Genomic DNA, 25,752 nt, shown 5'->3' with positions numbered 1-25,752 from the left:
GGGAAAGTCCTGTCTGGAGGGCGCCTTAGAGCCCCTTCTGCCGCCTCAGCTCATCGGCGATCTCCAGCATGTCGCCGACGATGCCGTAGCGGGCGATGGAGAAGATGGAGGCCTCCGGGTCCTTGTTGACCGCGATGATGTTCTCCACGTGCTTCATGCCCCACTGGTGCTGCACCGAGCCGGAGATGCCCATGGCCACGTAGAGGTTGCACTTGGCCGCGAGCTGGCCCGACTGGCCCACCTGGCGCGCCTTGGGCAGCCAGCCGCTGTCGGCGATGGGCCGAGAGCAGCCAAGCGTGGCGCCGAGCCCCTCCGCCAGCTCCAGGAACTGGGCGACGTTCGCCTCGTCGCCCACGCCTCGCCCGATGGAGAGGATGAAGGGCGAGCCGGGGATGTCGATGCCGCCGGTGGCGGGAGGATCACGCCATTCCAGGTGCCGGCTGCGCCGTCTGGCGTCGCCGGCCTCGCATGGGGCGAGGCGTGGCTGGGCGGCGCCGGCCGCCGGCTCGAAGGCGCCCCCGCGCAGGGTGACGAGGACGCCCGCGCGGCCGGGAAAGTCGATCTCGACGAAGACCTTCTCCTGATAGCCCGCGCGCGTGGCGACGACGGCGCCCTCCTCCACCTGAAGGCCGAACACGTCGGTGGCGAAGCCGAGGCCGCCGGCGATGGCGACCGCCGGTGCGAGCGCCCAGCTGTCCACGCTGTGAGGCAGGAGAACCAAAGCGGGCTTGCGCTCCGCGATCAGGCGGTTGAGCACCTGTTCGTAGAGGTGCGGCTCGAAGGTGGCGGCATCGGGATGGACGACGGTGAGCACCTCGTCCACGGCGCCGACACTGACCGCCGGCACCAGCGCCGCCGGGTCGTTCGAGATGACGACCACGCTCACCGGGCCGCCGATCGTGTCCTTCAGGCCGCCGGCGGCGCCGATGGCTTCCAGGGTGGCGGGGCGCAGCTCGCCGCGCCGGTGTTCCGCCAGGATGAGAATTCCAGACATCAGCCTTGCACCTCCTCGATGATCGCCAAGAGACGGGCGGCCTGCTGGGCGGGCGTGCCCTCGATCATTTCGCTCTTGCCCCGCTCGGGCACATAGACGCGCCGCACCCGGCTCAAGGCCCCGGCGCCGCCGATCTCGCCGTCGGGAAGCCCGAGGTCGCCGGGGGCGAGGCATTCGACGGCCTTGGCATTGGCCTGCTTGATGGAGCGCAGCGAGGCGTAGCGCGGCGTGTTGATGCCGAGCTGGATGGTGAGCACCGCCGGCGTTTCCAGCTCCAGGCGCTCCACCAGCCCGCCTTCAAGCTCGCGCTCGACGGTGGCGGCCGCGGCGCCGGGGGCATAGTCGAGCCGCGAGACCACGGCGACCCGCGGCCAGCCGAGCAGCGCCGCCACCGACATGCCGGTCTGCGCATGGCCGAAGTCGGACGACTGGGCGCCACACAGCACGAGGCCCGGCTCCTCCCGCTCCGCCACCTTGGCGATGACACGGGCGATGGCGACACGGTCGGCATCGGCAAGGTCGGCGTCGTCCACGCGGATGGCCCGATCGGCGCCCTTGGCGAGGGCCTTGCGCAGGGTGTCGTCCGCATCATCCGGGCCGACAGTGAGGGCCACCACTTCCACCGCCCCCTCGGGCGAGGCTTCCTTGATGCGGACGGCGGTTTCGAGGGCGTATTCGTCGAATTCGTTGAGGTCGAACTCGCAGAAGTCCGGGTCCACGTCGCGGCCGTCGTCGCGGACCTCGAACTCGTCGTCGAGGGAGGCGACGCGTTTCACCGGCACGAGTATCTTCATGGGCGTCCTCACAGGGCTGGAGAAAGTTCGGGCACGCGGGCACGGGGCGGCGCCGCGCGCGCGGAGAGGCGGGCAACCGCCCGCGCGCCGGCAGCGAAGCGCACCTGCGGCTCGGGGTCGTCGGCGAGCCGCCAGGCGTCGGCGTCCGGCAGGTTCGGGTGGCGCACCGCCATGGCGCGGTTCAGCGGATAGGGATCGTCCAGGAGTGGCCGCAGGGCGGGCGCGGGCGCCACCGGGTTGAGTGCCACCGCCCGGCGCACATCGGCATCGGGATGGGCGGCGCGCGCCTGGAGGATGTCCGCGCGGGCCATGGGATTGCGGGCGACGGCGGAGGCCACGTCCACGCCCTCGTCCGCCTCCAGGGCGCGCAGGGCGGGCAGAGGCAGGTCGGGCCGGCTCGCGACGCCCGCTCGCACCCAATGGACCGCGTCGGCGGCGAGCGCGGCAAGGGCATCCTGCGGACAGCGCGGATTGCGCCCCGCCGCGTGGCGGACCTGGATCTCGGGATCGCGGCAGAGGGCGCGCAGGAGCGCCTCCGGCAGTGCGGGATTGCGCGCGAGCCAGGTGCGCACCCACACGTCGGGATCGTCCGCGAGGGTGGCGGCGAGGCTGGGCGGCAGGCGCAGGTGGCGGGCCTGAGCCCGGCGCACGCTCGCCGCCTCGTCCTGCGCCTCCGGGGCGTCCATGGTGCCGGTGGCGGCCCGCAGGGCCTCGGCGCGCACGCCGGCATCCGGATCGGTCAGCAACGCCTTCAGCGCTTCCGGCGGCAAGGCGGGGTTCCCCGCGCAGCGCCGGCGGATGGCGGCGTCGGCATCGCGACGGCCGGATTCCAGAAGCTCCGGCGGACAGGCCGGATGGGCGAGGAGCTCGCCGCGCGCCGTTTCGTCCCCCCGCTCGGCGATGGCGCGCAGCAGGCCCACATCCGCCCGCGGGTGTCGGGCAAGAAGCGCCAGATCGGCGGAGGCCGCCGTGGCCAGCAGCAGATGCAATGCGCGCCGCGGCGTCGCCGGATTGCGCAGCAGGGCGCCGCGCATGGCTGTGTCCGCCTTGTCCGCGAAGCCCGCCAGCAGCATGGCCGGGGCATTGGGATGGGCCGCCACGCCGATCCGCGTGTCGCGATCCGGCATCTGCTGCATCACCCCCAGGAGCGTCGCCGCGCGGCTCGCCGGATTGCGCGCGAGGCGATAGAGCACGGCGGGCCGCTCCTCCTGCGCCAGCCGTTCCAGGAAACGTGCGGGCGTGAAGGGCAAGGCGGCGAACACCAGCTTCAGCCGCTCCCGCGACAGGAGGAGGCGCGCGAGCGCGGCCTCGCTCGCCTCGGCGCCCGCCGCGCCGTAGGCCGGCAGGGCGAGATAGGGGTCGGCCCGGCGCTCCAGCTCGCGCAGCAGGGCATCCATATGGGCGGGGGCGGCCATGGCTCAGCCCACCTCGGCGGCGGCAGCGGCGGGGATGGCCTCGTCGGCCTCCAGCGCCTCGGCGAGCAGCTCGGTGAGCTCCATCACCCGGAAATTGCGCTCGTTGCCGGTGGTCTTCACCGCATCTTCCAGCATGGTCATGCACTTGGGGCAGTTGACCACCAGCACGTCGAGCCCCTCGATCTCCGCCGCCTCGCGGGCGCGGATCTCACTGACCTTCGGCGTGCCCGGCGGGTCCGGCACCCACACCCGGCCGCCGCCGGCGCCGCAGCAGAAGGAGTTGTCGCGGCTGCGGGGCAGCTCCACCAGCCTGGCGCCGGTGGCGGCCACCACCTCGCGCGGGGCGTCGTAGCCCTTGTTCAGGCGGCCGAGGTGGCAGGGGTCGTGATAGGTCACCGTGAAGTCGAGCGACCGGGCGGGCCTGATGCGGCCGGCATCGAGCAGCTCCTTCAGATAGGCGCTGGCGTGGCTCACCTGATAGGTGCCGCCGAGGTCCGGATATTCATTCTTCAGCGTGTTGAAGGAGTGCGGATCGGTGGTGACGATGCGCGAGAAGGTGCAGCCGGACAGGGTCGCGATATTGCCCTCGGCGAGCTGCTGGAACAGCCCCTCCTCACCCACGCGGCGCACGTCGTTGCCGGCGGTGGTCTCGCCCTCGTAGAGAATGCCGAAGTCGATGCCTGCGGCATGCAGGATGCGGGCGAAGGCGCGGCTCACCTTCTGGCTGCGCGGATCGAAGCTCGCATAGTCGCCCACGAACCACAGCACCTCCACCTCTTCCTTGCGCGCATCCTTGATCTTGAACGGCAGGTCGCGGGTCCATTGCGGGCGCTTGCGGCGGCTTTCGTTGAAGCAGTTGCCGGTCTTGCCGACCGCGCCGAGCGTGCGCTGGAGGGCGCCGTCCATCTCGCCCTCGTCCACCAGGGTGCGGCGGAGCATGTTGATGAGCGGCAGGTGCTCCACGCCCACCGGGCAGATCTCCGTGCAGGCGCCGCACTGGCGGCAGGACCACAGCGTCTCCGGACGGAATTCGCCGGCGGCGAGGCCGATGAGCGGCGTGGCACAGGCCGTCGCGGCGGGCTTCGGCAGCACTTCGCCCAGGAGGCTGTTGGCCTGCTCGCGCAGGGTCAGGATCACGTCGCGCGGGGAAAGCGGATAGCCGGCGGCGCGGGCGGGGCAGGCCTCGTGGCAGCGGCCGCACTTGGTGCAGGCATCGGCCTGGATGAGGTAGCGGCTGGAGACGTCGCCGAGGGTGCGGTAGCCGATATGGTCGGCATCGAGGTCGCCCAGGGGCAGGCGGTTCAGGGCCTTCGGGTCCTTCAGCAGCCAGGAGGTGGCGGCGGTGAAGATGTGCTTGGCCTTGGTGTAGGGAATGAGGGCGATGAAGGTGAGCGCCAGCACCCCGTGGAACCACCACAGGCCCATGCGCAGCACGCCCGCGCCGTTGCTGGTCAGCCCGACGCCCTTCAGCCCCGCCGCGACGAGCGCGCCGACGGGTGCCCACCAGCGGGTCTCCCACACCGCCGCATCATGCTGGAGCCACACCATGCGCGCGCCGGAGAGCATGAAGCCGGTGATGCCGATGAGCAGCAGCGTCCACAGGAAGGCCCAGTCCTCGATGCGGTAGCGCTCGCGGCTGAAGTCGGTGTCCTCGGGGGTGCGGTCGGGGCGGGCGTAGTCGAGCTTGGGCGGGCGCAGCCAGCCGCGCCGATACATCATGTAGGCCAGCCCGGCGACGAAGCCCGCGCCGGCGAAGTTCAGCACCAGCTTGAAGACGAGATAGAAGTGCCCGTGCCAGAAATCGACCCCGAACAGCGGGCCGAGAATGTCCTCCTGCAAGGTAATGGTGGCGGTGCCAATGAACAGCAGCGTGAAGCCGTAAAAAATGAAGGCATGGAGGCGCCCGGCACGGGCATCGCGCCGCCGGAGCGCGCGGTGGCTGAGGATGACCTTCGCGGTGCCCGTGAGGCGCGCGGCAAGCTCGCGCCAGGAGAAGGCGGCCCCGCGGCTGCCGCTCATATACTTGCGGACCTGCACATGAATGCCGAAGCCGAATACCGCGATGGCGGTGATCGCATAGGCGTAGAACAGCACCAGCATCCACAGGGAGAAATCCTGGAACAGGATACGCGTGACCTGGGTGGGTGCGATGCCGCTCGGAATCATCTTGTGTTCGTCCTTGGAGCTTCAGGCGCACTGCACCCCGCCGGGCGCAGCCTGCATCTTGCCAAATGAAGGAATGGGCGCCGTCGGGGCGGCGCTTGCGGGGCGCGGATGGAACGCGCCCCGCCCGCCAGAACCAGGGTGAGAGGGGGAACTAGCCCTGGTAGCGGATCTCGTAGGAGCCGCCCGGCTGGTAGGGCGCGCCGTAGACGGCGGCCTCGCGGCGGTACGGCTTCGGCTCCTGCGGGTTCGCCTCCTCGATCTCGCGCGCGAGGCGCTGGCCGTCGAAGGTGGCGTCGGCGATGAGCTTGGGCGCCCAGGCGTCGCCGATGACGTAGACGCCCTTGATGCCGCGGGCGTCCCACTCGCCGGCGCGCGCCTTCAGGCCCCGGTAGAGGGCATCGTCGGAGCGGCGGGCGGTGACCAGCACCAGCGTGTCGAACGCGTGCCACGCATGGGTGGTGTTTGCGGCACGGGGCATCTTGCCGGGACCGGTATAGATGCGCTTATGGCCATCGCCCCAGATGTTGTAGAGCTCGATGCGCCCGTCTTCCACGCGGCTCGCCCAGGTATCTCCGAGCACATTGATGTGCAGCTCGTGCATCATGCGGTGCATGTTCGGGTATTCGAGGGTGAAGTGCATGTAGCGGCCGAGCTCGACGCCGGTGGCCACTGTCACCTGATGTCCCGCTTCAGCCAGCTTCTGGGCGAGGCTCGGGGCCATGTAATAGGGATCGGCATTGAGGATCATGACGCGCTTGCCGATGGGGCGGGTGCCGCGGATCACGTCCTCCGGCGTCAGCACGTTGTCGCGGCGCACACCGTCGAGGCCGGGAATGATGCCGTGGGTGAGGCAGTTGGTGCCGTCCGCCACCCAGTGCGCGCCGGTGGCGACCACCACCTTGTCGGCGCCATAGTTCAGCACGTCGTCCACCGACAGGCGCTTGGAGCCGAGCGCGATCTGATTGTCGCGGTTGCGCTTCACTAGCTTGCCGAGCTGCACCTCGCGATAGTCGCGGTGGTAGCTCCACTCGCCGAGACCAGGCAGGGTCGCGACGTCGTTGACATAGCCGCCGACCTTCTCGGCGCTGTCCACGAGGTGCACCACATAGCCGCGCTCCATGAGCACGCGGGCGCATTCGGAGCCGGAGGGGCCGGCGCCCACCACCAGGATGGAGTCATCCGAGCCCTTCTTGGGGAAGCGCTCCGGGTGCCAGCCGCGGCGGAATTCCTCGCCGGCGGTCGCGTTCTGGGTGCAGATCATGGGCGGGCCGCCGATCTCCCAGCGCGAGATGCACACGTTGCAGCCGATGCAGGTGCGGATATCGTCGAGCCGCCCGTCGCGCACCTTCTGCGGCAGGAAGGGATCGGCGATGGAGGGCCGCGCGGCGCCGATCACGTCCAACTCGCCGTTGCGGATCACCTCCACCATCTTCTCGGGATCGGTGAAGCGGCCGACGCCCAGCACGCATTTCTTGGAGGCCTGCTTGACGAACCGCTGCCAGCTCAGCATGTGGCCCTGGCGGTAGAAGCGCGAGGGGCCGGCATCCTCGCCCCACTCGGCGATGTCGCCCACGTTCACGTCCCACAGGTCCACGAGGTCGTCGGCCAGCTCCACGAACCTGAGGCCGTCGCGTTCCACCTCGATACCCTCCTCGCCGATCAGCGTGTCCACGGCGAAGCGGGTGGCGATGGCGCAGTCCGAGCCCACCGCGGCTTTCATCTGCTCCAGAGTCTCGATCCAGAAGCGGGCGCGGTTCTCGAAGCTTCCACCGTACTTGTCGGTGCGCTTGTTGTAGTATTTTGAGAGAAACTGCAGCGGCAGGTAGGAGTGGGCACCATAGCAATAGATGATATCGAAGCCGGCATCACGGGCGCGCCGCGCCGCTTCCACGTAGAAGCCCTGCACGCGACGGATGTCGTCGTGGTCCATCTCATGACAATAGGTGAGGGATTCGAACTCGGAGGCATACTGGCTGGGGCCGCGCGCGGTCTGGCGCGTCTCCATGCAGGGGGCGTGGGCGCCGCCGTACCACAGCTCGACGCCTGCCAGGGCGCCGTATTTGTGGATCTCCGACGTCATGGCCGCGAGATTCCGCACGTCGCCTTCGTCCCAGATGCGGGCTGAGACGCGGTGGGTGTCGTCCGATTCCGGATGGATCGAGCAGTATTCGGTGTTGATGGCGCCCCAGCCGCCCTCGGCCTTGAGGGAGCGGTGCGCGGCCTGGAAGCCGGGCTTGTCCGAGCCCGCGCCGATACAGTGCGGCACCTGGTAGAAGCGGTTCTTCAGCACCTTCGGGCCGATCTGAATGGGCTCGAACAGAAGATCGTATTTGCTGATGGTCAGGTCGTCGTGGGTCATTTCACTCCCCATGCACAATCCGGCCCGCCTTCAGGTGGCAGCCGAATGTTCTTTGCGGAAAAGGCACAAGGAGAGGCGTCGCGCGAAAACATCCGCGCCCGAAAACATGATGTTTTCGCAAAACTCGTCCCTGGTCGTTTCCTGTCGTTTTTTATTGGGAGAATTCTAACCGCTGGGAGGACGGTCCCGGCAATGGTGCCAAATGGCACTATGTCGCAGTCCTCGTCCGCTGAGAACTGGAACGGTAAAGTTATTGCAGTGCAGAAATCAGCGAATATTGCACCCGCACAAGCCGAGCGCGGATTCAAGCGCCGCCTGCATTCGCCCGGCCAGCGGGGTGCTGCGCGGCGGCTCATGTGAGGTCGGCATCAAGGGGGAGCAAAGGCCCGGCGCCAGGTGTTTGGTCCCAGGCTTTGATGGCGCAGATAGGCGGCGGGCGCCCCGACAAGACTGGCGAGCGAACCGAAGCTCCAATGGATCGGGGCGACGGGAGCATTCGCCCCCGGTCGCGCGCGCACCAGCCGGTCCGGCATCTCGCGATTCGCCTCGACACGGATGGCGGCACTTTCCGAGGTTCGCCTCCGGCTCCGGCCGGACCGCCCGAGCACCGCGCCATAAAGCTCCGGCAAAGACAGATAACGTTCGTCCGCCGGCCGTGAGAACCACTTGGAAGACACCCACCCGTTCCGCTCGCCGCGGCTCGCATCGTCCCTGGACCCATCAGCCGCGCCCCGGCGCGCATCCAGAATCTGAACCTCGGCCATGGGGCCTAACTTCGTGAGGAGCGGCGGACATTGCTGATCGAGGTCTAAAACCGCCTGCGGACCAGGCCGCATTGCCCGTTCACGATCAATAAACCGCGTCAGGAAGCGAGTTATATTTTCAGAGCCCTTGCCGCGCCATCATAGAATATAAATATTGCACGCATCTACAACGGAATATAATTCCGCATAAATCATCATATATTTTCCGAAATGAAAACAGATAGGACGATATCTTCATAATAATATTTAAAACGTCCACACTGAGTACCGGATTTTCACAAACAAGCGCGACAGGACAAATCTCGCGATCTGCTTCCAGTCTCCCGACCCGATATCTGGCACAGACACGGTCGTTCGCCGCAACAGGCCTTCGAGCAAAGGCCCCTCACCTTCCCCGGACTCGATCAATGGCTGCGCTTCAGCCCTTACCACAGAGCGTTCAGATCCGCGGCGACCGCGCAACGGCCGCGTCCGATCTGGATCCCCGCCATCCCGATCGCTTCGGCACCGACGAGATCGGTTTCGCGATTGTCGCCGATCATCACGGCTTCGCGCGGATCGATGCCGCCGAGGGCGGCGCGGAAGATGGTCGGCTCCGGTTTGCCGATGACGGTGACGGCGGCGTGCGGAACCGCAGCGCGCAGGGCCGCGAGAAAGGCGCCGGTCTCGATCAACGGCCGGCCGGAACGATCGGGCCGCCAGCGATCGGGGTTGGCGACGACGATCGGCACGCCGTGATGCGCGGCATCGACGATGCGCTGGAGATGTCCGGCGGCGAAGGCGGGATCGTTGCAGAGGAGGACGACGTCCGGATGCGCGTCCGAGACCGCGAGCCCGCGGCGCGCCGCCTCGTCGCGGATGGCGGCGGTCGCGACGATCATCGCGCGGGCACTGGCGTAGTGCCGCGCCACGTGCTCGATCGCCAGTTCGCCGGCGAGAAAGCAGCGCTCCTCCGGCACCTCGAGGCCGATCGCCGCGAGCCGTGCGGAGAGCGTCGCGGCAACGTCAGTTGAGTTGTTGGTGACGAGGCGCAGCCGCTCGCCGATCCCGGCGACGAAGTCGATCGCGCCGGGGCAAGGGGCTTCGCTCTCGACGAGACAGCCGTCGACGTCACAGAGCACGACGCGGGCAGCGGCGATCCGGGCACGGGCCTCGTCGAGCGCCGATCGGCCGGAAAACGAGGGAGGGCGGGTCATTCGGCGCTCGTACCGAGCGCATAGGAACGGCCCACGGTCTCCTCCGCGATGAGCGAGAACCGGGCATCCTCGTCGGAAACATCGACGAAATGGACGACGACCGAGTGATCGTCCATGAGGGCGACCGCATAGCCCGGCGCTTCACGGCTGCCGACGATGTCGCCCGAGGCCGCCCGCCCGTCGATGCGCAGGTGCCCGTCGAGCGCCAATTGATGGTTGAGCCCGCGGGTGCCTGAGAACGGCCAGCCGCGCCACGATCCCGAGATCGGCCGGTGCAGATGCCCGAAGAAGAGATGACGGATCCGCGCGCGATGAGGCTCCAGCACCGCGGCAAGGGCATCGGCATCGGCCAGCGCGATGGCGTCCATGGGCGCGACGCCGACCGCAAGCGGCGGATGGTGCATGAAGATCGCGACATCGCCCACGGCGGCGTCCAGGGCGCGGGCGAGCCAGGCTTGACGCCTTTCGCAGAAGCTCCCCACGTGGCTGCCCGGCGTCACCGTGTCGAGGAAGAGGCACGTTACATCGCCGATCCGGCGCTCCCCCTGAACGAAGCCGTTTTCATCGCCCATCGCGCCGGGGACGGAACGCCGGAAGGTTTCGCGATCGTCGTGATTGCCGATCAGGAAGACGACCGGCAGGCCTGCCCGTTCCCATTCGGCGGCGAAAGCGGCGTAGGCCTCCGCCTCCCCCCAATGGGCGAGATCGCCCGTGACGACATAAAGGTCGGCGTCGTCGTGGTTCGCCCGGATGTCGGCGATCGCGCGGGCGAGACGCTCTCGCGGATCGAGACCATAGAGGCGGAGAGGCGCGGCAACCAGATGGGTGTCGCTGAGGTGGACGATCTTGATCATGAGGAAAACCGAAGGAGAGAGGTGGAGGCTCCCCCGGCGACCGCCGCCGAGGGAGGCGCGGGGTCAGTTCCTTGCCGGCAGGAGAGCCTGGACGTCGCGTGCCATGTCGGCGAGGACCGCATCCGCTTCGCTGGTGCGGCTGCCGTCCATCACCGACTGCAACCGGTCCTTGATCACGTCGGTGACCTTCAGGCCGTTGGCGCCGGGGAAGGCGTACCAGTTGGTGAGGTAGGGAAGCTGGGCGACGGCGGTGAACTGGTTCGGGTTCCGCGCGTAGAAGTCGGTGAGACGATCGGCGGCCTTCTTGTTCGGCGCCATGTAGCCCGTGGTTTCGACCATGATCGCGCCGCCTTGCGCGCCGGTCCAGAACTTGACCAGCTCCCACGCCGCCTTGCGCTTGGCGGGATCGGTCGCGGTAATCATCATCACGTTGCCGCCGGCGGGAAGGCGCGACACCCCCGGCACCAGCCCCGGGAAGGGCGATGTCTTCATGGTGAACCGGTCACCGACCTGCTTTGTCAGCGTGTTCACATAGGCCGTGGTGGTGAGGAGCACGCCCACCTGGCCGGCGGCGAAGGCGGTGCGCATGTCGTTGCCGGAAATGTTCGGCGTTTTGGTCTCGCTCACCATGCGGGCCAGCGTGCCGATGGCCTTGTGGCCGGCCTCGGCGTCGAACGCGACGCGCGTTTCATCCGCATCCATCATCGCGCCGCCATTGTCGAAGACGAGCGCCTGGAACAGCCAGTTGCCGGAGATCGGCCATTCCGCGGCCATGCCGTGGACGCCGGGCTTCACGCCGTCGATCTTGGCGGCGAGCGTGATGACGCCGTCCCACGTGGTCGGCAGCGCCGCCGGATCGCCACCGGCGAGCTTCACCAGGTCCAGATTGAAATAGGCGATCGGCAGCGATACCGCGAACGGCACGCCGTAGATCTTGCCGCCGATTGATCCGGCGTCGAACATGGCCTGGTGGAAGCCTTCGGCGTCGAAGTTCTTCTCGGCGGCGACAAAGTCATCGAGCGGCGCGGCCACCTTCTTGTCGGCCAGCGCGCGCACCCGGTTCAGCGCCTGAAAGGTCACGTCCGGCCCCGTGCCGGTCATCGCCTCACGCAGGATGCGCTGGGTGGCGTCCTCATAGTCCTTGTAGGGCGCCCGGAAGGTGACCTTGATTTCCGGATGCTCGGCGGCGAAGGCCTCGGCGATGCGCCGATGGGTCTCGTTGAAGACGTCGCCATAGGGGTATTGGACAACGATCTCCGTCGGCGCCTGGGCAAGGGCCGGGCCACCGACAAGCGTCAACCCGAGCGTGAGGACGGAGAGCGAGAGTTTCGCGTTCATCGAGGAGTTCCCGTGTTGCGAGCGCATCGACCGGCGCCCGGTGGCGGATTGCGAGGGAAGGCGCTCACTTGAGCCCGGCGAAGGCAATGCCTTCCAGGAAGCGGCGCTGGGCGAGGAGAAAGGCGGCGACGAGCGGCAGCACAATCACCGTCGCCGCGGCCATGAGGGAGCCGTAATTGGTCCCCGCATCGTCGTTGCGGAAGGCGACGACCCCGAGCGGCGGCGTGAACAGCGTGTCGGAGGACACCGCGACGAGCGGCCAGAAATAGTCGTTCCAATGGGCGACGACGGAGAAGATGGCGAAGGCGGAGATCGCCGGCCCGGCCGCCGGCACCATCACCCGCCACACGATCGCGAGCTCCGACATGCCGTCCATCCGCGCCGCATCCACAAGCTCCCCCGGAATGCCCTGAAAGAACTGGCGCATCAGGAAGATGCCGAAGACGGAGATGGCGAAGGGCGTCACCAGGGCGGCATAGGTGTCGAGCAGCCCGAGCGCGTGGAGGCCGACGAAGAGCGGCACCGCGATGGCGTGGTAGGGAACGAGCAGGCCGAACAGCACCGCGCCGAAGAGCAGGCCCCGGCCCCGGAACTCCGACTTGGACAGAGCGAAGGCCGCCGGGACGGCGATCAGCAATTGGAGCGCCAGGATCGTGGCGGTGACGATCACGCCATTGAGGAGATAGCGGCCGAGCGGCACCGCGGCGAAGGCGCTGGCATAGTTCTCGGCGGCCCATAAGCGGTGCGGCCACAGGTGGAAGTCGCGCGTCAGGATCTCGTCGGGGGCCTTCAGCGAGGTCGCGACCATCCACACGAAGGGAGCGAGCGTGACGGCGGCGAGAGCGATGAGCGCCGCGTTCCGCAGCACGGATACGACCGACAGGCCGCGGGGGAGCTTGCGAAGCCGGGTCACTTGAGATGAATCCTCTTCTCGACCACGACGACCTTGGTCAGCGTCAGCATGAGCATGGCAGCGACGAAGAGAACGGCGATCGCCGCGGCCCGGCCGGTGCGGAAGAATTCGAAGCCTTCCGCATACATCGTGTAGAGCAGCACCTCGGTCGCCTTGTTCGGGCCGCCCTTGGTCAGCGCGTGCACGGTGTCGAACACCTGGAAGGAGCGGATGGTCGAGATGACCACGACGAAGAGCGTCACCGGCGCGAGCAGCGGCCAGGTGACGAGCCGGAACCGCGACCAGGCGGAGGGCGCGCCATCCATCTCCGCGGCATCGTAAAGCGCCTGGGGAATGCCCGAGAGGCCGGCCAGAAACAGCACCATCGCGAAGCCGAACTGTTGCCAGATGCCGATGACGGCAAGGGCGGGAAGCGCGGTCGCGCTGTTCTGCAGCCAGTTGACCGGGGCGATCCCGATCAGGCCGAGCATCCCATTGACGAGGCCGAAGGTGGGATGGAGCATGAATTCCCAGACGATCGCCATGGCGATCAGCGAGGCCATGACGGGAAGGAAAAAGACCGTCCGCCAAAAGGGCGCGAGAACGCCGCTCCCCTGCAGCATCAGGGCCGTGGCGAGGCCGAGGGCGGTTGATCCGGCGACCACCTCGGCCACGTAGACGACCGTGTTGACGATCGATCGCCAGAACACCGGATCGGCGGCGAGATCGGCGTAGTTGGCGGCGCCGACGAAGCGCCAGGCTTCCGCGCCCAGCTGATAATCGGTGAGGGAGAGCGCGACCACGGCGGCCATGGGCAGCGCCAGGATCAGGATGATGAGCACCGCTGCCGGCGCGACGAGCCCCCACGCTGCGCGCTCCTCGTGCGGGCGGCGCGGGCGCTCGGTCTCGACCGGCTGACGGGAAAGCGCCGTGGAACGTAACATCCCGGTCATGCCCGCCTCCCCACGACAGAGCGCAGCCGCCGTCCGTCCTTGTCGAAGGCGAGCAGCCGATCGGGGCGGATCGAGAGCCCCCAGGTCTCGCCGATGCGGGGACGCGGATCGTGCGGATCGCGGCGCACGAGGATCGGCGCGGCAGCCGCCGCCGTCGCAACGTGGACCATGAGGTCGCTGCCGAAATTCTCCAGGTGGACGATCGAACCGGAGAGCTGTGCACCGCCAGCCTCGACGAGCCCCACCGCCTCGGCGCGGAAAGCGAGGCGCAGCCCCTGCGGATCGGCAATGCGCCCGATAGCGAGGCCGAGGGCCGTGGCGAGGTCCGCGTCGGCGGCGATCACGTTGATCTTCGGCGAGCCGACGAACTCGGCGACGCCGAGCGTGTCCGGATCGGCATAGACCTCGTCCGGGGTGCCGATCTGGAGGATCGCCCCGTCCATCATCACCGCGATCCGGTCGGACATGGTCATGGCCTCGGCCTGATCATGGGTGACATAGACGAAGGTGGTCTCGAGCCGGTGGTGCAGCGCGGCGATCTCGGCGCGCATCTCCACGCGCAGCTTGGCGTCGAGGTTGGAGAGCGGCTCGTCCATCAGAAAGGCCTTCGGCCGCCGCACCATGGCGCGGCCGAGGGCGACCCGCTGGCGCTGGCCGCCGGAGAGTTCACCCGGCCGGCGATGGGCAAGCTTCGTGATGCCCAGCGTCTCGGCGACGCGCGTCACATCGGCCTCGATCGCCGCACGGGCGGCACGGCTCCCCGCGAGATGGCGGCCGACGAATGGCAGCCGCTGCGCCGCGGTGAGCCTGCGCATGACGAGGGGCACCGCCATGTTCTCGGCGACGGTCAGATGGGGATAGAGCGCATAGTTCTGGAAGACCATGGCGAAGTCGCGGTCGCGCGCCGGCAGTTGGTCGACACTCTCGCCCGCGAGCCGGATCGTGCCGCGATCCTCCCGCGTCAGGCCGGCGATGATCCGCAACAGGGTCGACTTGCCGCAGCCTGACGGGCCGACCAGGGACAGGAATTCGCCCGCCCTCACGTCGAGGTCGATCCCTCGCAACACGGGCGTTCGCCCGAACCTCTTCTCGATGCCGTCAATCTCGATACGTGCCATGTGGCGTCCTTCCATCGCCAGGGGCATAGAAGATTGATTTGCAGTCATGATGACATGATATAAAAATGATTTATGGCCTCGGAAAATCGCGGAACCGAACCATGTCGAGCGACCTGCCGAGCTGGGCCCAGCTGCGGGCCTTCAATGCCGTTTTCAAGGACGGATCGATTTCCCGGGCGGCCCACCGTCTCGGCCTGACCCAGCCTGCGGTGACGGCCCAGATTCGCGCCCTGGAACGCGCCCACGACGTTGTGCTTTTTGAACGTACGGGATCGGGCATGCGCCCGACCGCGCTCGCCCGCAGCCTTTATGCCGAAACCGATGGGCTCGACACCATCGCCGACGTGGCGGCGAGCCTTCTCGGCGCATCGCGGGCGCTGAAAAGCGGCGAATTGTCCATCGCAGTCGGGGCGCCAAATCCGGCGATGGCGCTGATCGCCGAATATCACCGCCGCTTTCCGGGCGTGCGCATCACCACGAGTTTCGGCAACTGGGGCGAAGTGACGGCGGCGATCCGTGAACGGCGTTGCGATGTCGCCATCGCCACCGAGGCCCCCAAGGACGATGACGTGGTCGCCGTCTCCTTCGCCTCCCAGCGTGTCGTCGCCATCGTCGCTTCGGATCATCCGCTGGCGCGGCGTCCGCAGCCTCTGTCCCTCACCGAGGTGGTCGAACACCCTGTCATCTTCCGTCCGCCGCCGTCACTCACCCAGCGAAAGCTGGAAGCGGCGCTGGCGCGCACTCAGCTCGCGGCCGACCCGGTGGTGACTCTGGGCACCCGGGAGGCCTTGATCGAAGCGGTGACGCAGGGCATCGGAGTCGGCTTCATGTTCGACCTGGCGACCAACCGCCAGGAGGGCCTCGTGCGCCTGCAGGTTGCCGAACTCTCCGACATCCATCACGAGGACGTCTTCTGTCTCCTCCCCTACCGCCGCCGCCGAAGCGTGGCGGCACTCTTCGACGTAGCCGAAGAAATGGGCGCCGATCTCTGGGCGCCCCGGTAGGAGGGGGCTCGGAACTGGCGCACTGCCGAAGCAACGGTTCCTTGATGAGCGAATAGTCACGGATGGGTGGACGGCCGTCCCTCGCCGATGATCACCGGCGTGTCGGTTCGCACCAGAAATCCGCGCCGCGGAAGACCCTCCTTCGAAAAGCGCACTGCGATTATCGTCTATCCGCCCGGTGATCCCGACGCGAATCTCATTCGCGCGCTAACTTATAAGCGCTTGCACCAGATCCTCGCCGCGACGAGCTTGACAGCGGCAGGCCAGTTTTCCGGTCGCCTGTCGTAGCGGGGTGCAACGCTCCCTGAAATATTTGATCCTGTTGAAGAACCGTTCAACAAGATTGCGCTGCCGATAGACACAATGGGAGAAGGCGAAGCTGCCCTTGCGGTTGGCTTTCGGCGAGATGTTGGCCCAGGCCTGCCGCTCGGCCGCCTTGGCGCGGATGGCGTTGCTGTCGTAGCCCCGGTCGGCGAGCAGGATGTCACCTTCTCCGAGATCGTCGATCAACGCTTCGGCCTCGGTGCAGTCGGCAACCTGACCGGCTGTCAGGCGCGGGGCGACGAGCTGGCCTTTCGGCATCGACGAGCGCGTGGATCTTGCTCGTAAGTCCGCCGCGGGAACGTCCCATGCCACCATCGTCTCCCCCCTCTTTTTTCCTGTAGCCGCGTGCTGGTGGCCACGGACACAGGTCGCGTAGATCATGACGGTGTCGCCGTCGTAAGCCTTTGGCACGGCATCGAGGAGGCGATCCCAGACACCGGCTTTTCGCCACCGGACAAAGCGGTTGCAGCAATTGGTCGACGGGCCGTACCGTTCAGGGATCTCCGCCCAGGGCGAGCCTGTCCGGAAGCGCAACAGGATGCCGTCCAGCACACGACGATCATCAACACGGGGAACCCCGCGCGGCTTGTTCGGCAACAACGGCGAGATGATCGACCACTTGTGGTCCGCGAGTTCGTGGCGTCGGCGCGCCATGCAAGGCTCCCTTATTCGGAAGCCTCGAATCACCAATGCCGAAAATTTCCAAGCAAATTTATGAAGTTGCCGCCTAGAGCACACCAGCGGGCTCAACCCCAGGCCAGCATGGCGCGCAGGCCCGGCCGGTCGGTACGGTTCTCCAGCCGCAGGCGGGCGCCGGTCCTCGTGGCGGCGAGGCTGGCGATGGTGAGGCCGAGCCCGCTGCCCGAGGGGCTGCGATGGCGGCCCCGGTAGAAGCGCTCCGCCACGCGCGGCAGCTCCTCTGCCGGAATGCCCGGCCCCTCGTCCTCCACGCACAGGCCGTCCGCGGTACGCCGCCAGGAAACGCGGCCGGCGCCGCCCATGTGCTCCACCGCATTCTCATGCAGGTTCCGCAGCGCCAGATGCAACGCCTCGCGCCCGCCGGGCAGCGGCAGGCTGTCCAGCGCCGGGTCCACCGCCACGTCCACGCCCGGCCGCGCGGGAGCCTGCTGCACGATCTCGCGCAGCAGGGCGCCCGCGTCCACGCGCTCGCCGGCGGGGGAGGGCTGCTCGGCCTCCAGCTTGGCCAGCGCCAGAAGCTGGCGCACCAGCCGCGCGGTGCGGTCCACGGAAAGAAGGATCTGCCGCAAGGCCCCCTCGCGGGTCGCGCCGTCGCCGGCGGCGAGGGCCACCTGGGCCTGGGTCTTCAGGCCGGCGAGGGGGGTGCGCAACTCATGGGCGGCGAAGGCGGTCACCGTGCGCTCGTGGCGCCGCGCCGCCTCAACCTTGCCGAACAGGCCGTTCAGCGCCGCGATCAGCGGATGCACCTCGGCCGGCGTGTCGGCGGCGGCGATGGGGCGCATGTCCTCGCCGTCGCGGGCGGCGATCTCCCGCGCCAATGTCCTCAGGGGCCGCAGCCCGCGCCCGAGGCTGACCCAGATGAGCAGGCCCAGCAGCGGCACGACGAGCACCACCGGACCCACCAGCCCGGCCACCAGATCCCGCGCCAGGCGGTTCCTGAGGCCGACCCGGTCTCCCACCATCACGCGCACGCCCTTGTCCTCATCCAGGATGGTGTAGACGCGCCACGCCTCGCCGTTCACGTCACGCCGGGAAAAGCCCTCTCCGGGGCCCGCGAGGGCCTCCTCCGGCGCGCCCGAGGAGCGGGCCACCAGCTTGCCCCCGAGCGACCAGATCTGGCACGAAAGCTGGCGTTCGTAACCACCTTCCGCGAAGGCCGGAGCCTGCGCGGCGGGGGAGATGTTGCCGTCGGCCACCAGCGAATGCACCATCCGCGCGGCCTCCTGCAGGCGCGCGTCCAGCACGCGCTCCAGCTCGGCGCGGCTCGAAAGGTAGATCCAGCCCGCCGCGCACAGCCAGATGGCCCCGGTGGCCGCGAGCAGGATGAGGAACAGCCGCCGGCGCAGGGAGATCATTGCGGCCCCCGCACCCGGTAGCCGAGGCCGCGCACGGTCTCGATGACGCCGCGCCCCACCTTGGCCCGGAGGTTGTGGACGTGGACCTCCACCGCGTTGCTCTCCACCTCCTCCTGCCAGCCGTAGAGCCGCTCCTCGATCTCGCCCTTGGAGCGGATGACGCCCGGCCGCTCCATGAGCGCGCTCAGCACCGCGAACTCGCGCCGGGAAAGCGCCACCGCCCGCCCCTCCACGGTGGCGGAAAAGGTGGCGGGGTCCAGCACCAGGGCTCCGGCCTTCAGCACCGGCCGCGCCCGCCCCTGCCCTCGCCGCGCGATGGCACGCACGCGGGCGGCAAGCTCGTCGAGATCGAACGGCTTGCCGAGATAATCGTCGGCCCCGGCATCGAGGCCGCGCACCCGGTCGGCGGTGTCGTCGAGGGCGGTGAGCAGCAGCACCGGAGTGGCATCGTCCCGCGCGCGCAGCTCGGCCAGCACGTCGAGCCCGGAGCCATCCGGCAGCATCAGGTCCAGCACCACGGCGTCGAAGCGGCCGGTGGCGAGGGCCGCGCGCGCATCGGCGCAGGAGGAAACCTCGTCCACTGTCGCGCCCGAGAGGCCGAGCCCCACCTTGAGCCCGTCCATCAGGACCGGATCGTCCTCGACGACGAGTATGCGCATGCTCGTTCCTCCCTCCGCCATCCCGTGCCGTCCCCAGCTTAAGGCCCACTTAAGCTGGGGGAACGAGGAAGCGGGCCATCATGATGATGAGATCGCTTCCCCGGATCGTCGCGCCCCTTCTGGCGGCGCTTTCCGGCCTGATATGGGCGACAGGCGCTTTCGCCGACGGCCAGAAGCCGCTGAAGGCGGACGAGGCCTTCCGCATCGAAGCCGCGCGTGCCGCCGACGGCACCCTCGCCCTGCGCTGGCGCATCGCGCCCGGCACCTATCTCTACCGCGAGAGCCTGAAGGCCGAGCGGGATGGCGCCTCCATCGCCCTCCTCACATCCCCCGGCCAGGAGAAGGACGACCCCAACTTCGGCCCGGTCGAGGTCTATCATGGCGCAACGGAAGCCCGCGCGCAGGGACTGCCCGCCACGGGCGCGCTCACCGTGTCCTACCAGGGCTGCGCGGAGGCGGGCATCTGCTATCCCGTGGTGAGGCGGCAGGTGGACCTCGCCACCCTGGCGGTGGCGGCAACGGTGCCGCAGGCCTTCGCCAGCGGAACCGGGGGCGGAAGCCCGGTCGAAGGCGCAGGCTCCGCCACGGCGCCCCGAGGCGTCACCGCCGAACATAACGCGGAAGAGAATGGACCGTTCCAGGGGGCTTCGGTCGCGCAAGCCACCTCGGCGGCCGCACCGGGCTCAGCTCCTCCGAAGGCCGCGCCAGCCTCCGGACCCGCGGCCGAAGCACCGCCCTCTCCTGCCGATGTTCCCGGCGGGGCGATGGCCTTGTTCGGCGGCAATCTCGCGGTGCTGCTGCTCGCCTTCCTCGGCTTTGGGCTGCTGCTGGCCTTCACGCCCTGCGTGTTTCCCATGTTGCCCATCCTCTCCGGCATCCTCGCGGGCGGGGAAAGCCGGCCCGGCCCGGCGCGCGGCTTCGCGCTCTCGGCCGCCTACGGGCTCGCCATCGCCGCCGCCTATGGCGTGCTCGGGGTGGCGGCGGGCTGGTCGGGGGCAAACCTCCAGGCGGCATTGCAGACGCCGTGGGCGCTGGGCGCCATGGCGGTCCTGTTCCTTGTCCTCGCCCTCTCCATGCTCGGGCTGTTCGACCTAGCCCTGCCCTCGGGGCTCGCGACGCGGCTGCCGCGCGGGCGGGGCGGCTCGCTCTCCGGGGCGGCGGCGCTCGGCTTCGCCTCGGCGCTGGTGGTGGGGCCGTGCGTCACCCCGCCGCTCGCCGCAGCCATGCTCTATGCCGCCCAGACGGGGGATGCCGCGCGCGGCGGCGCGGCGCTGTTCATGCTCGGCCTCGGCATGGGCCTGCCGCTGGTCCTGGCGGGCACCTTCGGCGCACGGGTGCTGCCGCGCTCGGGGCCGTGGCTGGTGCGCATCAAGCAGGCGTGCGGGGTGCTGTTCCTCGCCGTCGCGGCGGTGCTCGCCACCCGCCTCATGCCGCCGCCGGCCGCGCTCGCGCTGTGGGGCGCGCTGGCGGTGGGTGCCGGCGTCTTCCTCGGCGGGCTGGACCGCAGCCGTCCCGGCCATGGGCCGGCGGCACGGCTCGCCAAGGCGGCGGGCCTCGTGGCGCTGATCTACGGCGGCACGCTCATCGTCGGGGCGGCCGGCGGCGCGGGCGATCCGCTGCGCCCTCTCGCCTTCCTCGCGCAGGGGGCGGGCGCGGCGCAGCATGCGCCGCAGGCGGCACGTGTCTCCTCCCCCGCCGCGCTTGATGCCGCCCTGGCGGAAGCGGCGGCCGGAGGCAGGCCGGTGCTGGTCTCCTTCACCGCCGGCTGGTGCACGGTGTGCAAGTCCAACGAGGCGGTGATGGAGGAGCCCGCCGTGCGCGAGCGCATCGCGCGCCTGCCACGCATCGCGGCCGATGTGACCGATTATGGCGCGGGCGAGCGCGCCCTCATGTCCCGCTTCTCCGTGATCGGGCCGCCCACCCTCTTCCTCATGGACGCTGCCGGGCGCGAGCTGCCCGGCACGCGCCACGTGGGTGCCCTGACCGCCCAGGACATCGACGGCCTCGCGGCCAGGGCCGGCCTCTGACCCTCAACGACAAGGAGACCCTCATGCGACGCAGGGATTTCATCCGCCTCGCCGCCCTCGCCCTCGTGCCGCCCGCTCTTGCGGCGGGCGCTGCGCGGGCTCTCGCCCAGGGGGTGGACGTGGAGGCCATCCTCCGCGACCCCGACGCCCCCACGGCGGGCAACCCGAACGGCGACGTCACCATCGTCGCGTTCTTCGACTACAACTGCCCCTACTGCAAGAAATCCGCCCCCGACCTCGACCGCGTGGTGAAGGAGGACGGCCGCATCCGCGTGGTCTACAAGGACTGGCCCATCCTCACCGAGGCCTCGGTCTATGGTGCCCAACTCGCGCTCGCGGCCCGGTACCAGGACAAATACTTCGCGGCGCACGACGCGCTCATGGGCATCCCCGGCCGCAAGATCCCCAAGGAGCAGATGCTGGAGGCGGTGAAGGCCTCGGGCGTGGACATGGAGCGCCTCAACCTCGATCTCGCCCTCCACGGCCCGCAGATCTCCGCCCTGCTGAAGCGCAACAACGCCCAGGCGGAATCCATAGGCCTGCAGGGCACGCCCACCTATCTCGTCGGGCCCCTGCTCGCCTCCACCCTTGATTACGCGAGCTTCAAGCGTGCCATCGCCGAGGCCCGCCGACGACAGGCGACCGGCGAGTGAGGTCCGCCATGGACAAGGACCGCCCCGCCGCACGCACCCTCGCCGCCGTGCTCGCGCTGCCGCTGGTGCTCGCCGCCTGCGTCACCGGCGGGCCGGACACGCCCTCCGCCGCGCGCCCCGCCGGCCTCTCGCCCGCCGACGCGCGGCACTACGGCGCCGCGCGGGATGGCGGCTTCAGCATTCCCGCCGTGGACCCGCAGGACATGGAGCCGCGCAACGCCCGCCAGCTCGTGAGCGACCCTACCGGGCAGGCGCCCGGCACGCTGGTGGTCGATCCGGCAAACCGCTTCCTCTATCTGGTGCAGGAGAATGGAAAGGCCCTGCGCTACGGCGTCGGCGTGGGCCGGGCGGGCATGGAATTCTCCGGCAGCGCCCGCGTGGGCGACAAGCGGGCGTGGCCGAGGTGGCGGCCCACCGATGCCATGATCGCGCGCGAGCCGCGGAAGTACCGGCCCTGGGCCGGCGGCATGGCCGGCGGGGAGGAGAACCCCCTCGGCGCCCGCGCGCTCTATCTCTACAAGGACGGCAAGGACACGCTCTACCGCATCCACGGCACCAACGAGCCCTGGTCCATCGGCGAGGCGGTGTCCTCCGGCTGCATCCGCATGATGAACCAGGACATCATCGACCTCTACGGCCGCGTGCCGGAAGGCGCGAAGGTGGTTGTGCTGCCGATCTGATCCCACGCCCGATGCGACCACTTTGCTGCGGGTGGAGCGGCGCCCCGCCCCTTGACGTCCGGCCGAGAACAAGCCGTAGCTGCGCTGCAAGGGGGAGGCGCGCGGCGCGCCTCGCGCAGAATGGGGTGGGCCGCGACGTGCCTTCTGAGACCTCCACCGCGGCGGACCTGATCGCCACCGCCGCCAGCATCCTCTTCCTCAACGGGCAGTCCTCCGAGAGCACAGGGGCGTCGGTCCGCCGGTTCGGCGATGCCCTCGGCGTCAAGGCGGACCTGCTGCTGCGCTGGGGAGAGGTCGTGCTCTGGGTGGAGGGGCGGCCCGCGCCCATCATCCTCGCGGCCAAGCCCACCAGCGTGGACATGGGCCGGGTCGCGGCCGTGCTGCGCATCATCGACGAGGTGGCCGCCGGCCGCATGGACCCGCCAGCGGCCGCCGCGGCACTCGACACGGTGAGCCGCATGCCGCCGGTCAACGTGCTGCGCTTCGCCGCCATGGCGGCGGCGGGCGCGGCCGCGCTCGGGGTGATCTTCGGCGCCGCCAGCTTCGCGACTTTGGCGGTCATCGCCCTCAGCGCCGGATGCGGCGGGCTGCTGCGGCGGCTGATCTCCCATCTGTCGCACAACACCCTCGTCCAGCCCTTCGGCGCCGCGCTGCTGGCGGGGGCGGTGGGCGTCATCGCCATCCACATGAACATCGGGGTGGACCCCCGCCTGGTCCTGGTGTGCCCCTGCATGGTGCTGGTGCCGGGCCCCCACGTGCTCAACGGCACCATCGACCTCGCCCGCGCGCGGCTCACCATCGGCTCGGCGCGGCTGGTGTTCGCGGGGCTGGTGGTGCTGATGATCTGCGCGGGCCTCCTGCTCGGCCTCATGGCCGGCAACATCAGCCTGCCCACGGCAGGGCCGGACCGGGTAGTGCCGTGGTATGTCGACATGGCCGCGGCGGGCATCGCGGTTTCGGCCTACGGCACCTTCTTCAACATGCCCTGGCGCATGCTGCCGGCGCCGATGCTGGTGGGCATGCTGGCGCACGGAATGCGCTGGGTGCTGCTGGCCTCCGGGGCGAGCATCGCCGGCAGCAGCCTCGCCGCCTGTTTCATTGTGGGGATTCTGGCGGCGCCGCTGACGGGACGCTTGCGCTATCCGTTCGCCGGCTTTTCTTTCGCTGCGGTGGTCTCCATGGTGCCGGGCGTGTTCCTGTTCGAAACCGCCGCGGCGCTGGTGGAGCTGACGAACATGGGCGAGGGTGCGCCGGCCCAGCTTTTGGTGCACGCGACGGTGAACGGCATCACCGCCCTCATCATCATCCTCGCCATGACGGTCGGCCTGATCGTGCCGAAGATGCTGTACGACAATTATCTGGGCAGCCTGCGCCACCGGGAGTAGGCGCGGAACCCGCGCCACCTCGCCGCGTTTCAAGACGGGATATCCCCCTGAGACGCGCATCACGCGAGGCCTGACATGGAAGACGCAGGGATCGGCTGGATCGCCGCCATCATCGTCGGCGGTTTCGCGGGCTGGATCGCATCCGCCCTCATGAAGAGCGGCAACGGCCTCTTCGTGAACATCATCCTCGGCATCCTCGGCGCGGCGGTGGCGAGCTTCCTGTTCGGATTGCTCGGGGTCGGCTTCGCGGGCTGGGTGGGCTACCTCGTCGCGGGCATCGTGGGCGCCTGCATCCTCATCGGCGGGGCCCGGGCCGTCCGCGGCTGATCGCGGCGCGCGAGAAGTCAGCCACAGGCAATCGACGCCCCGTAAACGGGCTCCGGTCAGACTACCGATCGGGCTTGGGGGCGGGCATGAGGGTCGTGATGTCATCCGGCGAGCGCCTGGGGCGCGTGTCGGCAAGGATCGCCTGCGTCACGGCGGTGAAGGCATCCGCGTGAGCACCCGAAAGCCAGGCTCCCTCTCCTTCCGCCCGGGCCGCGGGCGCGTCGCCCATGCGCTTGCCCCGGCGCATTCCCGCGGCGCCCGCGCCCTTTCGGGCGCTCCCCCGGTGATCTCCCCCTTCTCCGAGGTCCCTGCCCCGGACCCCGTCCGCACATTCCGCTGGATCGCTCCCGCCATCGGCGCGCGCGGGCCGGCGGCATCCACGACCCTCCCGGCCCGCGATGCGGCAGCGCAGGACTTGCAGCCATGATCAATCCGTTCATCCCGCAAACGTCGCCCGTTCCCGCGCGTGCCAGCGCAAGCGCGGTCACGCTCAGCATCTGCGTGCCCACGCGCGACCGCGCGCCGTTCCTGGAAGCCCTGCTGCCGCGCATCAAGGCGTGGAGCGCGGGCTGGGACTTCTCCTACGAGATCGTCATCTGCGACGACTGCTCCACCGACGCCACGCCCGATGTCGCCGAGCGCTTCCGCGCGGAGGGGCTGCCGATCCGCTATTTCCGCCAGGAGGCGGACAAGGGCATCGCCAACATCCTGGGCGCGCTCCACCGCGCCGGCGGCGAGTATGTGGTCTACCTCGCCGATGACGACCTGCTCGTCCCCGAAGCGCTGGCGGACAACATCCGCTTCATGCAGGCAAACCCGGAGATCCGCGCCTGCTACACGCCATGGTCGGACTATGACGACGTGCGCGAGATCGAGGGGCCGGCGGCCTACATCCAGCCCGACGAGGTGAAGGTCTTCAATCCCAACGATGAAACCGACCTCATCGGCTACATCGTGGAGCACAAGGTCTTCCCCGAGATCGCCGTCTACCGGGCCGACGCCCTGAGCCGGATCGTGTCCACGCCCCAGTTCTGCCACTGGTCGTTCGCCCAGCTCGCCACCATCGCCGCCAGCGGCCCGGTGGCCTTCCGCAGCGCATCTTACTACCGTTCCGTCACGCTCAGCCCGGTGACGCCCAACCACACCCGCCGAAGCACCGAGCAGGCCCTCGTCGATTGGGACAGCTACCGGGGTGGGCTTGAATACATGGTGTTCAGCCTGCTGCGCCGCCGCAACATCGTCATCAACGAGGATCTGCGCCTGTCGTTCCGCAACCTGATCGACCACTTCGTCGAGCAGCGCATGCGGGCGGCCATGCGGCTGTGGCTCCAGCGCAAGGACTATGTCCGCGCCTATGAGATCCTGAGCCGTGTCTGCTACTTCGATCCCGGTGCCATCGCCACTTTCGAGCACCTGGAAAACCTGCCCCTGCTCCTGACCGCGCAGACCCTCGCCCGCTTCGCCAACGCGGTGCCCGAGCTGGAGCGGCTGCTCGTGGCCGGTGTCGAAGACGGTCAGTCTCTCGGCCAGCTCCTGCGCGATGCCGGGCTCGACCGGCGCATCCTGGTCATTCCGCCGCCCGCCAATCCCTCGCCCAAGAACCTGCACGCCAGCCTGGTGTTCATCGGCAGCGAGGAGATGCGCCAGTCGTTCCTGGACCAGGGCTACGCGCCGGGCCTGATCATCAGCGAGCGGGATATCGGAGCCTCCGTTCTGTTGTGACGGCAAGCCGCCCGCGCCGGATGAAGCGCGAGGCCGGGAGCGCCCGCCGGCGCCCTGGCCGCGCCGCCGGAGCT

The 25,752-nt window shown here is 69.2% G+C and carries 22 protein-coding genes and 1 pseudogene; 8 read left to right on the top strand and 15 right to left on the bottom strand.

What is annotated here, in order from left to right:
* Positions 1–25: 25 nt before the first annotated feature.
* From V5F75_RS13125 to V5F75_RS13105, 5 genes are all read right to left on the bottom strand, one after another.
* Positions 26–994: an electron transfer flavoprotein subunit alpha/FixB family protein gene (locus V5F75_RS13125; RefSeq protein WP_394034551.1), complete on the bottom strand. Its 969-nt coding sequence runs from the start codon at positions 992–994 to the stop codon at positions 26–28.
* Positions 994–1,788 carry an electron transfer flavoprotein subunit beta/FixA family protein gene (locus tag V5F75_RS13120; RefSeq protein WP_394034552.1) on the bottom strand — a complete coding sequence of 265 codons (795 nt, stop codon included), beginning with the start codon at positions 1,786–1,788 and terminating at the stop codon, positions 994–996. Before V5F75_RS13120 ends, V5F75_RS13125 begins: the two co-directional genes overlap by 1 nt.
* A gap of 8 nt (positions 1,789–1,796) precedes the next feature.
* Positions 1,797–3,203, bottom strand: a complete 1,407-nt coding sequence (locus V5F75_RS13115; protein ID WP_394034553.1) for a hypothetical protein — start codon at positions 3,201–3,203, stop codon at positions 1,797–1,799.
* A 3-nt stretch (positions 3,204–3,206) separates the two neighbouring features.
* Positions 3,207–5,369: a (Fe-S)-binding protein gene (locus V5F75_RS13110; RefSeq protein WP_394034554.1), complete on the bottom strand. Its 2,163-nt coding sequence runs from the start codon at positions 5,367–5,369 to the stop codon at positions 3,207–3,209.
* Between the two features lie 151 nt (positions 5,370–5,520).
* Positions 5,521–7,728: an oxidoreductase gene (locus V5F75_RS13105; RefSeq protein ID WP_394034555.1), complete on the bottom strand. Its 2,208-nt coding sequence runs from the start codon at positions 7,726–7,728 to the stop codon at positions 5,521–5,523.
* A gap of 45 nt (positions 7,729–7,773) precedes the next feature.
* Between V5F75_RS13105 and V5F75_RS13100 the strand changes: the two genes are divergently transcribed.
* Positions 7,774–8,088 (top strand): hypothetical protein, encoded by a 315-nt coding sequence (locus tag V5F75_RS13100; RefSeq protein WP_394034556.1) that lies wholly within the window; start codon positions 7,774–7,776, stop codon positions 8,086–8,088.
* 59 nt (positions 8,089–8,147) lie between these two features.
* Here V5F75_RS13100 and V5F75_RS13095 read toward each other — a convergent pair.
* From V5F75_RS13095 to V5F75_RS13065, 7 genes and pseudogenes are all read right to left on the bottom strand, one after another.
* Positions 8,148–8,492 (bottom strand): annotated as a pseudogene (locus tag V5F75_RS13095) (DUF932 domain-containing protein); the annotation flags it as partial.
* 425 nt (positions 8,493–8,917) lie between these two features.
* Positions 8,918–9,688, bottom strand: a complete 771-nt coding sequence (locus V5F75_RS13090; RefSeq protein WP_394034557.1) for an HAD-IIA family hydrolase — start codon at positions 9,686–9,688, stop codon at positions 8,918–8,920.
* Entirely contained in the window at positions 9,685–10,542 is an 858-nt protein-coding gene (locus V5F75_RS13085; protein ID WP_394034558.1) for a metallophosphoesterase, read from the bottom strand. The genes V5F75_RS13090 and V5F75_RS13085 overlap by 4 nt, the downstream gene beginning before the upstream one ends.
* Positions 10,543–10,605: 63 nt before the next feature.
* Positions 10,606–11,967: an ABC transporter substrate-binding protein gene (locus V5F75_RS13080; protein ID WP_394034559.1), complete on the bottom strand. Its 1,362-nt coding sequence runs from the start codon at positions 11,965–11,967 to the stop codon at positions 10,606–10,608.
* Complete coding sequence (locus tag V5F75_RS13075) at positions 11,945–12,793, bottom strand: carbohydrate ABC transporter permease (protein ID WP_394034560.1); 849 nt, start codon at positions 12,791–12,793, stop codon at positions 11,945–11,947. Before V5F75_RS13075 ends, V5F75_RS13080 begins: the two co-directional genes overlap by 23 nt.
* Positions 12,790–13,725 carry a carbohydrate ABC transporter permease gene (locus tag V5F75_RS13070; protein ID WP_394034561.1) on the bottom strand — a complete coding sequence of 312 codons (936 nt, stop codon included), beginning with the start codon at positions 13,723–13,725 and terminating at the stop codon, positions 12,790–12,792. Before V5F75_RS13070 ends, V5F75_RS13075 begins: the two co-directional genes overlap by 4 nt.
* Positions 13,722–14,843: an ABC transporter ATP-binding protein gene (locus tag V5F75_RS13065; protein ID WP_394034562.1), complete on the bottom strand. Its 1,122-nt coding sequence runs from the start codon at positions 14,841–14,843 to the stop codon at positions 13,722–13,724. Before V5F75_RS13065 ends, V5F75_RS13070 begins: the two co-directional genes overlap by 4 nt.
* Positions 14,844–14,944: 101 nt before the next feature.
* Between V5F75_RS13065 and V5F75_RS13060 the strand changes: the two genes are divergently transcribed.
* On the top strand, positions 14,945–15,847 hold the full coding sequence (locus V5F75_RS13060; RefSeq protein WP_394034563.1) for a LysR family transcriptional regulator: 903 nt from the start codon (positions 14,945–14,947) through the stop codon (positions 15,845–15,847).
* A 207-nt stretch (positions 15,848–16,054) separates the two neighbouring features.
* On the opposite strand, the gene V5F75_RS13055 is transcribed toward V5F75_RS13060, so the two are convergent.
* The 3 genes from V5F75_RS13055 to V5F75_RS13045 form a co-directional block, all read right to left on the bottom strand.
* Positions 16,055–16,825 (bottom strand): IS5 family transposase, encoded by a 771-nt coding sequence (locus V5F75_RS13055; protein WP_394034564.1) that lies wholly within the window; start codon positions 16,823–16,825, stop codon positions 16,055–16,057.
* A gap of 92 nt (positions 16,826–16,917) precedes the next feature.
* Positions 16,918–18,225, bottom strand: a complete 1,308-nt coding sequence (locus V5F75_RS13050; protein WP_394034565.1) for a sensor histidine kinase — start codon at positions 18,223–18,225, stop codon at positions 16,918–16,920.
* A complete protein-coding gene (locus V5F75_RS13045; RefSeq protein ID WP_394034566.1) occupies positions 18,222–18,884 on the bottom strand; it encodes a response regulator transcription factor in 663 nt (220 codons plus the stop codon). Before V5F75_RS13045 ends, V5F75_RS13050 begins: the two co-directional genes overlap by 4 nt.
* 80 nt (positions 18,885–18,964) lie before the next feature.
* Here V5F75_RS13045 and dsbD point away from each other — a divergent pair, with 80 nt between their 5' ends.
* The 6 genes from dsbD (at position 18,965) to V5F75_RS13015 (ending at position 25,678) form a co-directional block, all read left to right on the top strand.
* Positions 18,965–20,911 (top strand): protein-disulfide reductase DsbD, encoded by a 1,947-nt coding sequence (gene dsbD / locus V5F75_RS13040; RefSeq protein WP_394034567.1) that lies wholly within the window; start codon positions 18,965–18,967, stop codon positions 20,909–20,911.
* Between the two features lie 23 nt (positions 20,912–20,934).
* Positions 20,935–21,564: a DsbA family protein gene (locus tag V5F75_RS13035; RefSeq protein WP_394034568.1), complete on the top strand. Its 630-nt coding sequence runs from the start codon at positions 20,935–20,937 to the stop codon at positions 21,562–21,564.
* An 8-nt stretch (positions 21,565–21,572) separates the two neighbouring features.
* Positions 21,573–22,244, top strand: coding sequence for a L,D-transpeptidase (locus V5F75_RS13030; RefSeq protein ID WP_394034569.1), 672 nt, complete (start codon positions 21,573–21,575; stop codon positions 22,242–22,244).
* A gap of 137 nt (positions 22,245–22,381) precedes the next feature.
* Entirely contained in the window at positions 22,382–23,629 is a 1,248-nt protein-coding gene (locus V5F75_RS13025; protein WP_394034570.1) for a threonine/serine exporter family protein, read from the top strand.
* A 75-nt stretch (positions 23,630–23,704) separates the two neighbouring features.
* Positions 23,705–23,956, top strand: coding sequence for a GlsB/YeaQ/YmgE family stress response membrane protein (locus tag V5F75_RS13020; RefSeq protein WP_394034571.1), 252 nt, complete (start codon positions 23,705–23,707; stop codon positions 23,954–23,956).
* A gap of 423 nt (positions 23,957–24,379) precedes the next feature.
* Positions 24,380–25,678: a glycosyltransferase family 2 protein gene (locus V5F75_RS13015; protein WP_394034572.1), complete on the top strand. Its 1,299-nt coding sequence runs from the start codon at positions 24,380–24,382 to the stop codon at positions 25,676–25,678.
* Positions 25,679–25,752: the final 74 nt, after the last annotated feature.

This window comes from Xanthobacter albus, assembly GCF_043194895.2.
Lineage (GTDB): Bacteria > Pseudomonadota > Alphaproteobacteria > Rhizobiales > Xanthobacteraceae > Xanthobacter.
Note: the sequence above shows the minus strand (reverse complement) of the source record. Positions and strands in the feature narration are given on the sequence as shown.